13 protein-coding genes are annotated in these 16698 nt (G+C 43.6%); 7 read left to right on the top strand and 6 right to left on the bottom strand.

Annotated elements, in window-relative coordinates:
• Positions 1-8: 8 nt before the first annotated feature.
• Both J7I42_RS13110 and J7I42_RS13105 read left to right on the top strand, forming a co-directional pair.
• Positions 9-518 carry a shikimate kinase gene (locus J7I42_RS13110; RefSeq protein ID WP_209139274.1) on the top strand — a complete coding sequence of 170 codons (510 nt, stop codon included), beginning with the start codon at positions 9-11 and terminating at the stop codon, positions 516-518.
• A complete protein-coding gene (locus J7I42_RS13105; protein ID WP_209139273.1) occupies positions 511-903 on the top strand; it encodes a DUF423 domain-containing protein in 393 nt (130 codons plus the stop codon). The genes J7I42_RS13110 and J7I42_RS13105 overlap by 8 nt, the downstream gene beginning before the upstream one ends.
• 73 nt (positions 904-976) lie before the next feature.
• Here J7I42_RS13105 and J7I42_RS13100 read toward each other — a convergent pair whose 3' ends face one another.
• Entirely contained in the window at positions 977-2959 is a 1983-nt protein-coding gene (locus J7I42_RS13100) for a sensor histidine kinase (protein WP_209139272.1), read from the bottom strand.
• Positions 2960-3371: 412 nt separating this feature from the next.
• On the opposite strand from J7I42_RS13100, the gene J7I42_RS13095 reads away from it, so the two are divergent.
• Both J7I42_RS13095 and J7I42_RS13090 read left to right on the top strand, forming a co-directional pair.
• Positions 3372-5912 (top strand): FtsK/SpoIIIE family DNA translocase, encoded by a 2541-nt coding sequence (locus J7I42_RS13095; RefSeq protein ID WP_209139271.1) that lies wholly within the window; start codon positions 3372-3374, stop codon positions 5910-5912.
• A 113-nt stretch (positions 5913-6025) separates the two neighbouring features.
• Positions 6026-6679 (top strand): LolA family protein, encoded by a 654-nt coding sequence (locus tag J7I42_RS13090; protein ID WP_209139270.1) that lies wholly within the window; start codon positions 6026-6028, stop codon positions 6677-6679.
• A gap of 152 nt (positions 6680-6831) precedes the next feature.
• Here the strand turns inward: J7I42_RS13090 and J7I42_RS13085 are convergent, their stop codons facing one another.
• Positions 6832-7398 (bottom strand): UbiX family flavin prenyltransferase, encoded by a 567-nt coding sequence (locus J7I42_RS13085; protein WP_209139269.1) that lies wholly within the window; start codon positions 7396-7398, stop codon positions 6832-6834.
• Between the two features lie 38 nt (positions 7399-7436).
• Here J7I42_RS13085 and J7I42_RS13080 point away from each other — a divergent pair, with 38 nt between their 5' ends.
• On the top strand, positions 7437-7994 hold the full coding sequence (locus tag J7I42_RS13080; protein WP_209139268.1) for a thioredoxin family protein: 558 nt from the start codon (positions 7437-7439) through the stop codon (positions 7992-7994).
• Here J7I42_RS13080 and J7I42_RS13075 read toward each other — a convergent pair.
• The 4 genes from J7I42_RS13075 to J7I42_RS13060 all read right to left on the bottom strand — a co-directional run bounded on the left by J7I42_RS13075 (position 7978) and on the right by J7I42_RS13060 (position 11393).
• Positions 7978-8532: a DUF6169 family protein gene (locus J7I42_RS13075; RefSeq protein WP_209139267.1), complete on the bottom strand. Its 555-nt coding sequence runs from the start codon at positions 8530-8532 to the stop codon at positions 7978-7980. The genes J7I42_RS13080 and J7I42_RS13075 overlap by 17 nt on opposite strands.
• Positions 8533-8544: 12 nt before the next feature.
• A complete protein-coding gene (locus tag J7I42_RS13070; RefSeq protein WP_209139266.1) occupies positions 8545-8727 on the bottom strand; it encodes a hypothetical protein in 183 nt (60 codons plus the stop codon).
• A 710-nt stretch (positions 8728-9437) separates the two neighbouring features.
• Positions 9438-9884, bottom strand: a complete 447-nt coding sequence (locus J7I42_RS13065; RefSeq protein WP_209139265.1) for a hypothetical protein — start codon at positions 9882-9884, stop codon at positions 9438-9440.
• A 252-nt stretch (positions 9885-10136) separates the two neighbouring features.
• Positions 10137-11393 carry an aminotransferase class I/II-fold pyridoxal phosphate-dependent enzyme gene (locus J7I42_RS13060; RefSeq protein ID WP_209139264.1) on the bottom strand — a complete coding sequence of 419 codons (1257 nt, stop codon included), beginning with the start codon at positions 11391-11393 and terminating at the stop codon, positions 10137-10139.
• A 311-nt stretch (positions 11394-11704) separates the two neighbouring features.
• Here J7I42_RS13060 and pafA point away from each other — a divergent pair, with 311 nt between their 5' ends.
• Both pafA and J7I42_RS13050 read left to right on the top strand, forming a co-directional pair.
• Positions 11705-13360 carry an alkaline phosphatase PafA gene (pafA, locus tag J7I42_RS13055; RefSeq protein ID WP_209139263.1) on the top strand — a complete coding sequence of 552 codons (1656 nt, stop codon included), beginning with the start codon at positions 11705-11707 and terminating at the stop codon, positions 13358-13360.
• Positions 13361-13463: 103 nt separating this feature from the next.
• Positions 13464-16322 carry a M16 family metallopeptidase gene (locus J7I42_RS13050; protein WP_209139262.1) on the top strand — a complete coding sequence of 953 codons (2859 nt, stop codon included), beginning with the start codon at positions 13464-13466 and terminating at the stop codon, positions 16320-16322.
• Positions 16323-16698 lie beyond the last annotated feature (376 nt).

Below are 16698 nucleotides of genomic sequence, written 5' to 3'. Positions count from 1 at the left end.
GCGACGTAATGAGGATATTCTTAATCGGTTTCATGGGTTCCGGAAAAACACATTGGGGAAAACAAGTAGCGCAAAAGTTAAGTTTACCGTTCTATGATCTTGACGAAGTGATCGTATCTGAAGAAAAGCGAAGCATCCCGGAAATATTTGGCGGATCTGGCGAAGAATACTTTCGCAACAGGGAAAAAGAAGTACTGGAAAAAATAGTAGATGAAAACTCCAACATGGTCCTGTCATGCGGTGGCGGCACCCCCTGCTTCTTTAATAACATCGAATTCATGAAAAAGTATGGCACTGTGGTATGGCTCAATACACAGGTTGATGTATTGCTGCACCGGCTTTTAAAAGAGCGCGTACAACGGCCTTTGCTAAAAGATATTCAGGACGAAGACCTGAAACATTACATCATTCGTAAGTTGAACGAACGCCGCATGTATTATGAACAGGCCGATGTGATTATTGATAAAGAAGATGCCATATCTATGAATGACTTTATTCAAACTGTATTACATGCATAAAGGATTTTTGCAAACGGCCGCCATTTTAGGCGCACTGGCCGTAGCCCTTGGCGCTTTTGGCGCACATGGATTAAAGAAAATTGTTCCCGCTGAAACCGTTACTACCTTTGAGACCGGGGTGCGGTATCAATTCTACCATGTATTTGCTTTATTAGCGGTAGCTATATTGTTTGGAAGCTTTCCCGGTAAGAACCTGCAATACGCAGGGGTGTGCTTCATTATAGGTATTATACTCTTCTCCGGTTCATTATATGCATTGACCGCATTACAGGCAACCAACACAGTTGGCCTGCGTGGTATAGGCGCCATTACACCTATTGGCGGCGTATTCTTTATAGTAGGCTGGATCTTCCTGTTCCTGGCAGTTCTAAAAGGAAAAGCGTAAAAGGGTAGAAGGCTCAACTTTCAACTTTGAACTTTGAACTTCCGACTTTCAACTTTCAACTTTGAACTTTCAACTAAATAGGTGCTTCGAAGGTGAGGATACAGTTATTATCAGACTCTATCTTAAAAGCACCCTCTATGCTTTCCATGCGCCGGCGCATGTTGCTAAGGCCATTTCCGAAACGGCGAAGTTTATCGGCATCGATGCCCACCCCATTATCGCAGATCTTTATCATCAGCCATTTGTCGTTGGTAGAAATAATGATCTGTATCTGTGATGCCTGGGAATGTTTCATCGCATTGTTCAGCGCTTCTTTTATACTCAGAAAGATATTTCTTCTTTTTTCGCCGCTTACTTCAGCCTGTGGTATTAACGCGGGCAGTTGTACCCGGCATTCAATAGGGGTGCTGTCGAAGTATTCAATGGCGTGCGCTCTGATGTAAGCAATAAGACTTTCCAGCGTGTCGTTGCTGCTTTTCATGGTCCAGATGATGGTGTTCATCTTGCCCAGCAGTTCATTGGCCGAGTTGGAGATCTTTTCCAGTTCGGGTACCACATCGCCTTTTAACCTGCTCTTCATGATCTCACTCATAAGCCTGATGGCTGTAACGCCCGAGCCCAGCTCATCGTGCATATCGGCCGAAATACGGTTTCGCTCCTCCTGTTTGGCCGCCATTACCGCCATTTGTTTATCGAATTCTTTCCGTTCATTTTCCAGCTTCAAACGCTCACGTTCTTTTACCCGTTCAATAATATCACGCCGGTTCTTGAACGCCAGACCCGACAAAAAGAACCCCAGTTCCAATACCAGTCCAAATTCATAATAGAACAGGGCGCGGTTAAAAATGGAGGTAGCATCGGTTTTAACCAGCTTCCACCCGGTTATGATGATAATGTAGGATACAACAGACAGGGCGATCAAAGAAAAATTACCAGCCGCCAGGTAATTAAGCAGGGGATTTTTCTTTTTTATGCTGTATACAATGAACACCACGCCGGTTACAAAGAACAGCTGTTTAATGGCGTTCTCCATAATGTTCAGCATAATGTACAGATCGGTAAAAAAGTAAACAACGGAGAAAACAATACTGGCGCCAATCAACAGGATGTTGAAAGAACGCAGTATTTTATCGAGCACCGGGTAAACATCCTGGCTGTTGATGAACTTACGCATGAAGATCTGGTATACCACTACACTTGCCGTCATGATCATAAAATCGAGGTACTCCTCATAGAAATAATTGAAGCCGTTAGCACTGGTATCGAGGTACGATTTCAGGAACAACAACGAGCAGGTAAGAAAGGTGTACAGGGCATAAAAGACAAACTCCTTGTTCCTGCTTTGAATATAAACAGCCAGTGAATAAAAGATCATGAACAGCAATACCCCTGAAACAGTATAGGTGAAAACATCGAGCATGCTATCCCGTTCACGCTGGATCATGCTCCATTGTGTAAGATAGTCGTACATGATAAGCCGCGGAATAAGGGAATTAACATTGGTACGTACAAAGTTGAACCGGCTGAAAAAAACGGCTTCTTCATGTGGTTGTAAACGGATCCGTTTTACACCCCCGTTCCGGTCGTCAGTGATACTGCTATCGGGTAGTCGGGTAAATGTGCCCGGGATATCGTGCAATTGCGCTTTAAAAAGGATGATCGACCGGCAATAGGAGCCGGGAATAAAACAAACGGAAATGGCGGTATCGGCGCTGTTCTTTAAAGCAAATTGTAAAAAGCAGTCCCGTTCAACCAGTTTGCCTGGCAAAACATGCGGTAAGTAGCTACCCGGGACCTGTTTAAAAGGAAGTTTATAAATTTCTGCATCCGGCACCTTGTGTTTGGGTGCTGAAGTGAACAGGGATTGTTTGCCTATTGCTTTCTGAAAACGAATGTCAGACGCCTCCACCACCATGCTATCGGGCCATTGTGAATAACTATTATTCGCAAAACAAAAAAGCAGGATATAAAAAAATGTATGTTTGAAGGCCTTACGAAAAGGATGGCGGCGAATAATGTTAGCAGATACAAATCGAGGATGGCTGTTAGTGCTCATAAAGTGCCCCGGCTATGCGCCGGGAGGTTAGTTTCTAAGGTGAAAGTACGGAAAAAGGTTGATAGTGTTGACACGTTGACGGGGTTGACAGGGAGGGAAGTAGGAAGTAGAGAGTGGGGTGTTGCGAGATTGATGAATGTAGCGAATTTGCGTGTTGATCCGCCAGACGGCGTGAAACGGTTCTGCATTTGAGCCGAAGGCGAATTAGGGATTCCCGATAGCCGCGTTGCGGTTTCACGTTTCACGTTTGACGTTTCACGACAAGCGAGGACCGTATTTCGCGAACCCATTGCCGATTGCCGATTCACGATTGCCGACTAAAGCAGCTCTCCATAAAACTTAACAATTTCCCTGGCAGAAGCCCACTTATCAACTATATGCCCTATCCTATAAACTACTTATCTTTGACCCCATGGCCAACCGCTTAAAAGCAGACAAAGCAGAAAAGAAAAAGCCAACAAATTCGGACAAATTCAAGCCTGAAAAAGAAGCTCAGGTTACGGTTAAGCAATTAGTAAAAGACGAACGTACCCATAAAATTGCTGGCGCTTTCTCCATACTGATCAGCCTTTTTTTATTTATTGCCTTTGCATCATACCTGTTTACCTGGAAAGAAGACCAGGATGAGGTATTGAACAAGGGTGTTGCCATATTATTGCCCGGTGACGTAAAAACCACCAACCTGCTTGGCAACCTCGGCGCATACATCTCACACCTGTTTTTCTATAAAGGTTTTGGCGCTGCCTCCTTTATGTTCTGCAGCCTGTTTTTTGTAATAGGCGTAAATGCCTTGCTCGGCGCAAAAATATTTAACCTCTGGCGCAATGTGCGCTACGTAATAGTAAGCCTGTTATTCTTTAGTGTAGTGTTCGCCTTTGTTTTCCGTGGTGGCGCATTTGCCTGGGGCGGGGCCGTGGGTAATATGGGTAGCGACTGGCTGGTGCGAATGATTGGCAGTGTTGGTACCGCCGCTTTATTATTGTTGGGCGGACTGGCATACGTGATCTGGCGATTCAACCCGGTATTCAAAGCGCCAACATTAAGTAAACCTAAAGCAACAGAGCCAGTTAAAGAGGTGGTGTCCGTAGTAGTAACAAAAGAGGAAACAGAAAAACCGGTAGTAAAACCGGTTGGCAATAAACTGAAAGACGGCTTAGGGGTGATCAGGAAAAATCCCATCACAGATCCTGAGGAAGAACCCATGGACCTGCAGTTGGTAGAAAAAGAGGGCGAGGAAGAGGAAGAACCCTGGGATGAAGAAGTAGAAGAGATTGAGGAGGAAGAGGAAGTTGAAGAAGCACCCGTGGAAGTAACACCCGTATTAGGGAAAAATGGCCGGAAAAAGCCAGATCTCGCCCAGTTGGAGCTGGAAATAAAATCATACCCCGAAGTAGACCAGCCACCGGTGACGGTTGAAGAACCAAAAGTGGAACCGGTAATTTCACAGGAGCCATACGATCCATCGCTCGAACTGCGCGATTATAAATTCCCAAGTCTTGAATTGCTGGAGCTGCATGGTAGTGAACGGATCATTCAGGACCCACAGGAGCTGGAGACCAATAAGAACCAGATCATTAATACGCTGAAGAATTATGATATTGAGATCCAGAAGATCAGCGCTACGGTAGGGCCTACAGTAACATTATATGAAATTGTACCGGCTGCCGGGGTACGTATCTCGCGGATCAAAAACCTGGAAGATGATATCGCGCTTAGTTTGGCGGCATTGGGTATTCGTATTATTGCCCCTATACCCGGTAAAGGTACAGTGGGTATTGAAGTGCCCAATGTAAAGAAAACTGTAGTGAGTATGCGCAGCATGCTGTCGTCTGAAAAATTCCAGAACAACAGTTTTAGTTTGCCAATTGCCATTGGGAAAAAGATCGATAACGAGAATTTTATCGTTGACCTTACTACCATGCCGCACTTATTGATGGCGGGTGCTACTGGTCAGGGTAAATCGGTTGGTTTGAACGCCATCCTCGTATCGTTGTTGTATAAAAAACACCCTTCGCAAATTAAGTTGGTACTGGTTGACCCCAAGAAGGTGGAGTTGAGCCTGTACCGACATATTGAAACGCATTTTCTGGCCAAATTACCGGGTGAAGATGAAGCCATCATTACCGATACCAAAAAGGTAATTCATACGCTGAATGCCCTGTGTATTGAAATGGATAACCGGTATGATCTGTTGAAGGAAGCCGGAGCCCGTAATATTCGCGAATACAACGAGAAATTTATAAAACGGAAACTGAACCCGCAAAAGGGACACCAGTTTTTGCCCTTTATAGTATTGGTGGTGGATGAGTTTGCCGACCTTATTATGACGGCTGGCAAAGAAGTGGAAATGCCCATTGCCCGGTTGGCCCAGCTGGCCCGTGCGGTAGGTATTCATTTGATCATTGCCACCCAGCGCCCGTCGGTGAACATCATTACCGGTACCATCAAAGCCAACTTCCCGGTACGGATTGCCTTTAAAGTGTCTTCCAAAATAGACTCCCGTACCATTCTGGATGCAGGGGGCGCCGAGCAGTTGATCGGTAAAGGGGATATGCTTATTTCCTACAATGGGGAAATAACGCGTTTGCAATGTGCCTTTGTTGATACTCCCGAAGTAGACAGCATCTGCGATTTTATAGGCACGCAGGAAGGGTACCCGCAGGCATTCTTTTTGCCTGAATATGTAGATGAAAAGCAATTTGAAGGAAAGGAACTGGACCTGGAGGATCGCGATACCTTGTTCGAAAGCGCTGCCCGGATGATCGTAACCAGCCAAATGGGTTCTACCTCCTTATTGCAACGGAGAATGAAACTGGGTTATAATCGCGCCGGCCGTCTTATGGACCAGCTGGAAGCTGCCGGAATTGTGGGACCGAGCCAGGGAAGTAAGGCCCGCGACGTACTGGTAAAGACGGAAGCCGACCTGGAAATGATCCTGAATGACATAGGTTAGAGTTTTGTTAATGTGTCATTGATTTACAACCTGGTGCAACAATTACCGTCTTATTATTGCCGCAATAGGTTTAACCAGTTATCTTTGCGGCCTTTACACAAAGTACTCATATAATGAAAAGCCTAATTGTATTAATTTCTACTTTTTTTATAGCCACTATAAGTTTTAGTCAGCAAAATGACCCTGCCGCCAAAAAAGTGTTGGATGGAGTTAGTGCTAAGTTTAAAACGTTTAAGGCGGTTCAGGCCGCATTTACGCTGCGTCAGGAAGACAGTAAAGGCACTTTGTTGGGAACAAAAAAAGGCACCGTTTCTCTGAAAGGCAACCGTTACCGCGTTAGTATTGCCGGCACCGGCCAGGAAATATTCTGCGATGGCACCAACATCTGGACGTACGATAAATCGTCAAACGAAGTAACCATCACAAAACCTGATCCTTCTGCCAGTACCATTAACATGCAGAAGTTATTTACCAGCTTTTATGATAAGGATTTCCTGTACAAGCTGAATGGTGATAAAGTGGTAAACAAGAAATCAGTACAGGAAATTGAAATGACCCCTACCGACAAAAACAAGCCATTTCACAAAGTATACGTGTTGGTTGATAAACAAGCCAAGACCATTTACAGCACCCGGATCCTGGATAAATCAGGCAACGTAATGGTGTATACCGTTAATAACATGAACGGAAGCGCTAACCTCCCCGATAACCTGTTTGTTTTTGATAAAAGCAAATTCCCAGGGGTAGAAGTGGTGGATTTACGATAAACCTCAGCATAGTTAAAATATTAAAAGGGATTGTTTCACAACAGTCCCTTTTTTAATGCCAGAGCGAGGAAGGCTTGAAGGCGGTTAATACTTGTTTTAAGGAATCCCCTCCTGGGAGGGGTAGGGGTGGGTTTGCCTTTCAGCCTTACACATTATTTTTTCTCGCTTCCCCAACGGTAGGTGGAAATATCCAGCCCCGCCAGGTCAAGAATGCGGTCGGTTACCGTGGCTACTGCTTCCTCAATGGTGGCAGGGCGGCTGTAAAACGAGGGGGTTGCCGGACAAATAATACCCCCAGCCAGGGTAACGGTCTCCATATTTCGAATGTGGATGAGGTTATAGGGGGTGTCTCGTACTACGCATATTAGTTTGCGGCGTTCTTTGAGCACTACGTCTGCCGCGCGGGAGATCAGATCGCTGGAAACACCGCCCGCAATACGGCCCAGGGTGCCCATAGAACAGGGGGCAATGATCATGGTATTATACCTGCCCGAACCGGACGCAAAGGGTGCCATGAAGTCTTTGGTAGAATAGAAATGGACCGGGTATTGGGTATAGTCGTTATTGCCGAGTTCGGTTTCCCAAACCTGTTTGGCATTGTCCGTCATTACAACTGCAACATCCTGCCATTGTTGTTTGATAGTCAACAGTTTTTCAATCAATAACCGGGCATAGATACTACCACTGGCGCCCGTAATGGCCAACACTATTTTGTGCATGGAATGACTTAAATTTAGGTGTTTAAACAAAAATACACATGCAAACATTGAAATTGTCGGTTTTGTTTTGCTGGTTGGCTATTTTTTCATGTGCTGAAAAACCTGCCCTGAATGCGGAGAAAAATAACTGGAAGAAAACCAATGCGGAGAAACTAAAATGGATGACGCTTGAGGACGCAGAAGCCGGCTTGCAGAAACAAAGACGCCCGATACTTATTGATCTGTATACCGACTGGTGTGGCTGGTGTAAAGCAATGGATAAGAAAACATACAATAACAAGGATGTAAAGGCATATGTAGAGGAAAAATTCTACCCGGTTAAGTTTGATGCAGAGGGGCATAAGACCATTACCTGGAATGGCAAAACCTATAACTTCAATGAAAGGCATAAGACCCATGACTTCGCCATATATCTTACCAAAGGGGAGTTATCCTATCCTACCACGGTGATCATTCCGGTTGATGGAGAGCCACAGGCTATTCCTGGTTTCCTGGCGCCCAATGAATTCGAGCTGATCGCTAAATATTTCGGTGAAGGCAAATATGGAAAGATCTCATTCCCCGAGTATGAAAAAAGTTTTAAGTCGAAATGGTAGGGGAGGTGCTATGTTGCAAAAGGCCGATTTTCTCTCTGAATATATCTGGGAGCTTATCAATCAGCTCTTTTTGTAAAATATCCATATGAGGGAAATCTTTTCTTGTTATAATACCGCCACGGGCGCTGGCAACCAAGTCTAAAGTTTCATCTTTTTGATCAATTTCAATGGGTAGTCTGGTATAATTCTCTCGTTCGACCAGATTGTTGAACCATTGCTTAAAAAGGTTATGTCTTACCTCATGCCTGCCATCACTACTGTCACACGTATAAAGTACAACCCTTAATTCTGGAGCTAAAAATTTAAATATTAAATGGGAAATACAAGTCGAAACCCTTTTGTCAAATTTTTTGAGTGAATCGTTTTGTTCATCTGTTTTATAGCTATTGAAGTAAAATTCCCAAACTTCAATGTCATAAATACCCAGAACCGGCGATAAATCTCTTGTTCGGTTTCTAAAACCGCAAAGGAAGGTCAGGCCATTTTCTGTACGAAAATGGTAAGACCCTGATGAAGGATCATACGAAATCTTATACATGGGAGGCGGCGGTTATAGTTCTGAAGGATCTATTGGCGAATCAAACTTGATGTTATTTCTTTTACAATAGTCAATGACCTCATCGTAAGTAAGGCCTGCGGTAGCTTCTTTAAAGGCCTTCTTTTCCGCCATATATTTTTTAATAAATTCGGCAGCTTTAGAATTTGACTCTATCGTGATTTTTATAGTTTCCATTTTGTGGTAATTCAAAGTTAAGGTATAACGTTAATGGCTCAAATACCATACACTAAAGTTACGCCAATGCCTGATATAATAAATACCTATAATAACTTAGCCGTTTGTTTGTCGGATAAAATTGACAACAATCAAGAAGTTACCTGCTACAGATTTAAAATATATGTTCTCAGTGTATTGCATTAAACAGTGTTGATGAGCGCAGGTATAAAAATGAAATATATAATTAGAAAATATGTTGATAAAACCGGTTTTGCAGTTAATAATTAGACTGTTAGAAGTAAATAAATTGGTTTATTTTAGCCTTGATTTAAATCAACAATACTACTCGTATTCAAAATTTCCTAACGATAAGACCTATGCTTTGAGATATTCATACTATATTTGAATTTTCATAGGATAAGGTTTAATGGTTAATGGTATTTGATTAGTGCAGCCTCCCCTCCGGGAGGCTATTTTTTTTTGTACCTACCTCAAGGACTTCCTCGTTCGTAGCGCCCAAAGCCTATTCTTATATATCAGTTATGCTCACAAGATTGCCTGAATACCCTATAATAATGCCACCAAACTGCCACCAAACCCCCACTGAAATGCCATAGCCTATGGGATTCGGATGGATTTGGATGGGATTCGGATGGGATTATTAGGCGGGAAATGGCTTGTTTGAATGCATCTGGAGTGCATCTGACAAGTACTTTAACAGGACAGGCCTATCTGAACGATTTGATATTGGTAATAGCGAGGTTGGTAAAATCGATTTCCATGTCAGGCAAAAAGGTGCCGGGTACATACTCATCACTGCGTCTTAATTTGTATCGCAGGTTATTACTGTGTCTTTTGCTGATAAACATTTCATCCGTGAAGATATCGCGGTAAAAGCCTAAACAATAAATGCTTATATAGTATTTCCCTTCCGGGACCTTGAAGATAGTGAATTGATTATTGGTGGGGTAGTAAATGCGTTTTACAATTCCGGCGCCAGTGCGATCAAAGCGGTCGAATATAACCAATACAGAATCAACCCGCGGGTTTTGGATATTCCTTGGGCGTAAACGGATCAGTACATTCACACTATCAGGTAGTCTATTACTTTGTGCGGTTGCTGTTTTAGCTGTAAAGAGCAGCAACAGCAAGGTCAGCACACAGACCGCTTTCATAAGTATTGATGTTTGGGTACCGGAATAAAATTCACTACATGCCTGGTATTTTTTCTATGGTCAATTTACAACTAGTGCTATCGATCTATTATAAGTATTAACGCTTATTCGTATATTTTCTTATTAACAGTCAATGGTTTTGGGTAATAAACATAAAAAAATCCCGGAGGTTTACTCCGGGATCAAAATTAGTACTGAAAATCAATATGATTATAGGCTTTTTTACCAAATAACGTATGGTAAAAACACCCATTAAGCTTCTGCCATATCAGGAATAGCCGATACTTTGTAGGCGCCGGCATCGAGCTTTTGTTTGGTTTCAGAGAAAGCCGCCAGCGTTCTTTGAATATCCTCATCGGTATGCACCGCAGTTGGAATAAGACGGTAAATGATGTGTCCTTTAGGGATTACCGGGTAAACCACAATAGAACAGAAAATGCCATAATTCTCACGCAGGTCCATAACCATTGCAGTAGCTTCTTCAACGCCGCCTTTCATATAAACGGGGGTAACTACTGAATCGGTTTTACCAATATCAAAACCTCTTTCTTTCAAACCTTTTTGCAGTTTGGTAGCCACATCCCACAGCTTATCCTTCAGTTCAGGACGGGTTTGTAACAGCTCCAGGCGCTTAAGGTTACCAATTACCAATGGCATAGGTAAGCTTTTAGCGAAGATCTGGCTGCGGATGTTATAACGGATATAATCGATGATGGCTTTAGGTCCGGCAATGAAAGCGCCGATAGAAGCCATAGACTTGGCGAAAGTGGAGAAATACAGGTCAATTTCATCCTGTACGCCCTGTTCTTCACCAGCACCTGCACCGGTTTTACCCAGGGTACCAAACCCGTGGGCGTCATCAACCAACAGGCGGAACTCGTATTTAGATTTCAGTTCGGCAATTTCTTTCAGTTTACCCTGGTCGCCGGCCATACCGTAAACACCTTCCGTAATTACCAGGATACCACCAGCTTTTTGTTTATCGATCAGGGTAGTGGCGCGTTGCAACTGCTTTTCCAGATCTTCTATGTCGTTGTGTTTGAACACATACCGGTGACCGGGATGCAAACGAACACCATCAATGATACAAGCATGACACTCAGCGTCATAAACAATAATGTCGTGACGACCACACAACACGTCGATCAGGCTGACCATACCCTGATATCCAAAATTCACTAAAATGGCATCTTCTTTACTTTCAAATTCAGCCAGCTTCTTTTCCAACAGTTCGTGGTTGTTGCTGTTTCCACTCATCATGCGGGCTCCCATAGGCAATGCCAGTCCGTACTGAGCGGCACCTTCTGAGTCGGCCTTTCTTATTTCAGGATGATTGGCTAAACCCAGATAATTGTTCAAACTCCACACGATCATTTCCTTACCTCTGAATTTCATTCTGCTCCCGATCTCACCTTCGAGTTTAGGAAATGCAAAATAACCATGAGCTCTTTCACGATGTTGACCAATTGGACCTTGATTTTTTAGTAATCTTTCAAAAATATCTGCCATAATATGGATTTTATTAATAGGGTTATTGCTGTTTTTGGCGAATGGCGCAAAGGTAGCGTTTTTAATGTTTTGATAACCTTGACAAGCTGGCTAAATGCTGCCCCACGCGCTAAAACCTTATTTTGGAGGGGTTACAGCGTTTAACGGAGAAAGACCCCGAATATTTGAAAGGATATTCTAAAAAATTTAAAAAAAGGGTCCTTCAAATATCTTAGCAATCAAAACATTAAGCAATCGTTTGTGTGCCCGATTTTATTAAATTTTAATGTAGCGGGTTTTGTAGCCGGTTATCTTTGCCAAAACTTTTTTTAATGCGCCTTCTAGTAGCAACCATATGTTTTTTGCTGTTTTGTTTTATTTCGCCCGCACAAACCAAAACAGTTACAACCGCCGCCCCCACCACTGTTAACCGGCCCAAATTAGTAGTAGGTATCGTAATTGACCAAATGCGCTGGGATTATTTGTATCGTTTTTATGACCGTTATGCCACCGATGGTGGTTTTAAACGGTTCCTGAATCAGGGTTTCTCCTGCGAGAACACGATGATCCCTTATGTACCAACGATCACGGCTTGCGGCCATACCTGTATTTATACCGGTAGTGTGCCTGCCATCCATGGTATTGTAGGCAATGCCTGGTATGATCCACAAAAAAACAAGAACGTATACTGTACAGAAGATTCAACCGTATCAACCGTGGGTGCCGACGCTGGTGTGCCCGGCGCCATGAGTCCTTTTAATATGAAGGTTACTACTATTGGCGATGAACTGCGACTGGCTACCAATTTCAAAGGTAAAGTTATTGGCATTGCCGTAAAAGACAGAGGCGGTATTTTACCCGCCGGTCATTCAGCCAATGCTGCTTACTGGTACGATAGCCGTAATGGGAACTGGATAACTTCTACTTACTACATGAAGGAGCTCCCTAAATGGATGCAGGATTTCAATGCCCAGAAACTGGTTGATAAATATTATAGCATGGGTTGGAACACCTTATATCCCATCAACTCTTATGTTCAAAGCACGGCCGACGAAAAACCGTATGAAGGAACTCCTTTCGGTGTTGAACAAAAAGCTTTCCCCTACGATCTGAAGAAATTTGCCAATACCAATTATGGCGCTATTTGCACTACACCATATGGTAATGCCATGACGGTTGAGCTGGCAAAGGCTGCAGTGACCGGCGAACAACTGGGCGCTGATAACATCACTGATATGCTGACTGTAAGCTTTTCTTCGCCCGATTATATAGGCCATACATTTGGTCCTAACTCGATTGAGCAGGAAGACGATTACCTGCGTCTTGATAAAGACCTGGGCAGCTTTTTTAATTTCCTCGATGCCAAAGTTGGAAAAGGTCAATATGTAGTGTTCTTATCGGCCGACCATGCCGTAGCACATGTGCCTGGCTTTAGCAAAGAAAATAAATTACCTGGTGGTTTGGCGCCTGCCGCCCGCTGGTCGCAGGACCTGGGTAAAATACTGAACGAAAAATTCGGTTCATCAAAATTGATCATTGGCAATTTTAATCATCAGGTCTACCTTAATCATCAGCTGATCGACTCCCTGAAACTCAATGAAAGCACGGTGAAAGAAACGATCGTTTCATATCTTATTCGCCAGCCTGAAGTGGCAAGGGTGTTTGACCTGAATAAACTGATGGAAGTGCCTTTAACGGCTAAACAGCGCGATATGGTGGCCAACGGCTTTAACCAGCATTTGAGTGGCGATATTCAGGTAATGCTGCAAGCGGGTTACATGGAAGGAAGTTCAACCGGTACTACGCACAGTGCCTGGAATCCATACGATTCGCATATTCCGTTGTTGTTTTATGGCTGGAATGTGCCCAAAGGCAAAACCAATCGTGAAGTGTATATGACGGATATTGCAGCTACTATGGCGGCCATGCTGCACATCCAAATGCCCAGTGGATGCGTAGGGCATGTGATAGAAGAAGTTGCGAAATAGATATTACTGAATCTTATAATAACGAAAAAGCCTTCCGACGAGTCGGGAGGCTTTTTCGTTATATTCGCCCCTAATATTTTTGAAATACCAAAAACAACCTAACATGATGAACTCCTTACGTGTTGCATGCCGGTGGCTGTTGCTGCTGGTTGGTATCCTGGTTATTCAACATACAAGCGCTCAGTTAAACCTTCAAAGCAAATTATCCGTCGATACTAAAGTTAAGATCGGGAAGCTGAGCAATGGGCTAACGTATTACATTCGTCAGAATAAAAAGCCCGAACAAAAGGTGGAGCTGCGGCTGGTGCTTAATGCGGGGTCCATTCTGGAAGAAGATGACCAGCAGGGGCTGGCTCACATGGCCGAACACATGGCCTTTAATGGTACTACCCATTTTAAAAAGAATGACATCGTTTCCTTTTTACAGGATATTGGCGTTGGGTTTGGGAACGACCTGAATGCCTATACCAGTTTTGATGAAACTGTATATATTCTGCCCGTTCCTACGGATAAACCCGGTAACCTGGAAAAAGGTTTCCAGGTGTTGGAAGACTGGGCGCATAATGTAACCTACCTGGATGACGATATCAATGGCGAGCGGGCAATCATTCTGGAAGAAAGCCGGATGGGCAAGGGCGCCAATGACCGTATTTTCAGAAAGGTATATCCGCATTTATTCGAAGGATCAAAATATGCAAAGCGGTTGCCGATCGGTATCGACAGCATCATCAAAAAATTCCCGGTTGATAACATTCGCCGTTTTTATAAAGACTGGTATCGTCCAGACCTGATGGCGGTGATCGTAGTGGGTGATCTCGATCCACTCAAGGCGGAGGAAATGGTTAAGAAACATTTTGCCGGAATGATCAATCCAACTTCAGAACGTAAAAGGGAATATGCCGATGTGCCGCCTTACAATGCATCACAGGCAATGGTGGTAACCGATAAGGAAGCAACGGGCTACCGGGTGTCTATTAATTATCCTGCCTTTAAACAACCGGCTTCCGTAACCGTAGGTGATTATCGTAAAGACCTGATAGAACAGCTGTTTGTTTCTTTATTAAATGAACGCCTGCAAGAGCTGGCAAAAAAAGAAGATCCGCCATTCCTTTATGGGGGTGCTGATTTTGATTCGTATGCCCGGGGTTATGAAAGCTTTAATGCTATGGCGTCAGCAGGCACCGGTGATATAAGGAAAGCAATGAATGCATTGGTGGAAGAAATTGAACGGGTAAAACGATTTGGGTTTACGGAGCCTGAATTACAACGTGCCAAAAAAACGATACTGGCACAATACGAACGTACTTATAATAACCGCACTAAAACCGAATCGGCCGACCTGGTAGATGAATATATGAACAACTTCCTGGTACAGGAACCCATTCCTGGTATTGAAAAGGAATTTGAATATGTAAAAGCCATGTTGCCTGCCATTACACTTAATGAAGTGAATGGGGTGTCGAAGGTGATCAAAGACCAGAAGAACCTGTTTGTGTATGTGAGCGGCCCTGAAACTGGTAATAGTAACGCTCCAACTGATAAAGAGTTGCTGGCCATCATCGATGCAAAGGCCCATGCGGACCTAAAACCTTATGCAGAAAAAGCCCTGGCGGCTTCGCTGTTGGAAAAAGCACCCAAGCCTGGTAAAGTGCTTACTGTTTCAAAAAATGCGTTACTGGGTACAACCGAATATAAATTAAGCAATGGCGTTACGGTGACCTTGAAGCCCACTGATTTCAAGAGTGACCAGGTAATTATGGGCGCAACCCGACCTGGTGGCAAAAACGAATATGGACTGGCTGATAAATACACCGCAGAATATATGGTGCCGGTAACCAATGCCATGGGATTGGCCCGGTTTTCGCCTACTGATCTAAGTAAGATGCTGGCTGGCAAAACAGTAAGTGTAGATCCGGTTTTCACATCCATCTCAGATGGCTTCCGCGGCAGCAGCAGTGTAAAAGACCTGGAAACGCTGTTTCAGCTTACTTACCTGGAGTGTACAGCGCCTCGTGGCGATACGGCTTTATTCAGGGCATTTATTCAGAAGAATAAACTGCAGTATGCCAACATCAGTGCCAATCCCCGGGCCGCATTTGCCGATACATTGTATAAAACGTTTTTTGATAACAATCCGTTGGCCCCGGTTGTAGTGCCCAGCAGCGATTTTTTTGATAAGATCAGTTATGACCGCGTACTGGCCATTCGAAAAGAACATTTTGGTGATGTAAGCGGTATGGAGTTTGTATTTACCGGAAGCTTTAAAGAAGCAGAAATAAAACCACTGATTGAAAAATACATTGCCAGTCTGCCCGCTACCGGTAAAAAATTCAGTTTTGTCGATAATAAAGTACGTCCTGTAGATGGTAAAAAAACATTAACGATAAAGAAAGGGAAAGAGGACCAAAGCCTGATACTGGGTCTTTATACTGGAGAAACTCCTTATAGCGAAGATGTTGAATTAAAAGCCCATGCCCTGAGTGAAGTATTGAACATTCGCATAATTGAAGAGTTACGTGAGAAAATACAGGGTATTTATGGTGGTGGCACCTATGCTGAACTGGAAAAGTATCCATATAACAACTATAGTTTTGTAGTACAACTTCCCTGCGGGCCACAAAAGGTTGATACGCTTGTAAAAGCAGTTAAGAATGAATTCAATGAAATGGTTTCGAAAGGACCTGATACTACATACCTGAACAAGGTAAAAAAGCAATGGTTGGAACAGCACAAGCTGGATATAAAAGATAATGGTGTTTGGGTAGAAAAACTGTTGCAACTTAAATCGCAAGGTAGTGATCCCGACAGGTTTGTTCATTATGAAAAATATGTGAACAGGCTAACGCCTGCAGATGTGCAACAAGCTGCCAGGCTGATGCTGGCAGGAAATGAATTCCTGGCTATTCAGTTACCGGAAAATACCAACGGCACGGCGGTAGAAGAGCCGAAGAAAGGATTTTAGTAGGTAAATCAGTGAGTTGTGAGTTGTCAGTTGTGAGTTGGCTCGCCAGATTCGGGAAACCCGAACAATTGCGAACTCGCGGAAATTACGGAGGTCAGAAAAATCGGAAACCTACTCACAACTCACCACTCACAAAAAGAGGCTGTATCAAAAGTATGATACAGCCTCTTTTTATTCGGGTACCTGATGGAGCCAGGTAGTCGTTTAAGCGATTCTCAGGACCTTCATTTATTTTTGATACAACCTCTTTTTATTTGTATTTTATTGAATTGCAGTGCAATTGAACGAGGCCGTGAGGGAACGGGAAAATGAAAAAACAGAATCCGCTCAAATGCTGATCGAATGCGCCATTGGTAGATGTTTTGCTCATTCGTTT

This window comes from Niastella soli (assembly GCF_017742245.1).
Taxonomy (GTDB): Bacteria; Bacteroidota; Bacteroidia; order Chitinophagales; family Chitinophagaceae; genus Niastella; species Niastella soli.
Note: the sequence above shows the minus strand (reverse complement) of the source record. Positions and strands in the feature narration are given on the sequence as shown.

Coding starts and splice junctions, on each gene's coding strand:
- J7I42_RS13110 (WP_209139274.1), top strand. CDS start 9: ATGAGGATATTCTTAATCGGTTTCATGGGTTCCGGAAAAACACATTGG.
- J7I42_RS13105 (WP_209139273.1), top strand. CDS start 511: ATGCATAAAGGATTTTTGCAAACGGCCGCCATTTTAGGCGCACTGGCC.
- J7I42_RS13100 (WP_209139272.1), bottom strand. CDS start 2,959: ATGAGCACTAACAGCCATCCTCGATTTGTATCTGCTAACATTATTCGC.
- J7I42_RS13095 (WP_209139271.1), top strand. CDS start 3,372: ATGGCCAACCGCTTAAAAGCAGACAAAGCAGAAAAGAAAAAGCCAACA.
- J7I42_RS13090 (WP_209139270.1), top strand. CDS start 6,026: ATGAAAAGCCTAATTGTATTAATTTCTACTTTTTTTATAGCCACTATA.
- J7I42_RS13085 (WP_209139269.1), bottom strand. CDS start 7,398: ATGCACAAAATAGTGTTGGCCATTACGGGCGCCAGTGGTAGTATCTAT.
- J7I42_RS13080 (WP_209139268.1), top strand. CDS start 7,437: ATGCAAACATTGAAATTGTCGGTTTTGTTTTGCTGGTTGGCTATTTTT.
- J7I42_RS13075 (WP_209139267.1), bottom strand. CDS start 8,532: ATGTATAAGATTTCGTATGATCCTTCATCAGGGTCTTACCATTTTCGT.
- J7I42_RS13070 (WP_209139266.1), bottom strand. CDS start 8,727: ATGGAAACTATAAAAATCACGATAGAGTCAAATTCTAAAGCTGCCGAA.
- J7I42_RS13065 (WP_209139265.1), bottom strand. CDS start 9,884: ATGAAAGCGGTCTGTGTGCTGACCTTGCTGTTGCTGCTCTTTACAGCT.
- J7I42_RS13060 (WP_209139264.1), bottom strand. CDS start 11,393: ATGGCAGATATTTTTGAAAGATTACTAAAAAATCAAGGTCCAATTGGT.
- pafA (WP_209139263.1), top strand. CDS start 11,705: ATGCGCCTTCTAGTAGCAACCATATGTTTTTTGCTGTTTTGTTTTATT.
- J7I42_RS13050 (WP_209139262.1), top strand. CDS start 13,464: ATGATGAACTCCTTACGTGTTGCATGCCGGTGGCTGTTGCTGCTGGTT.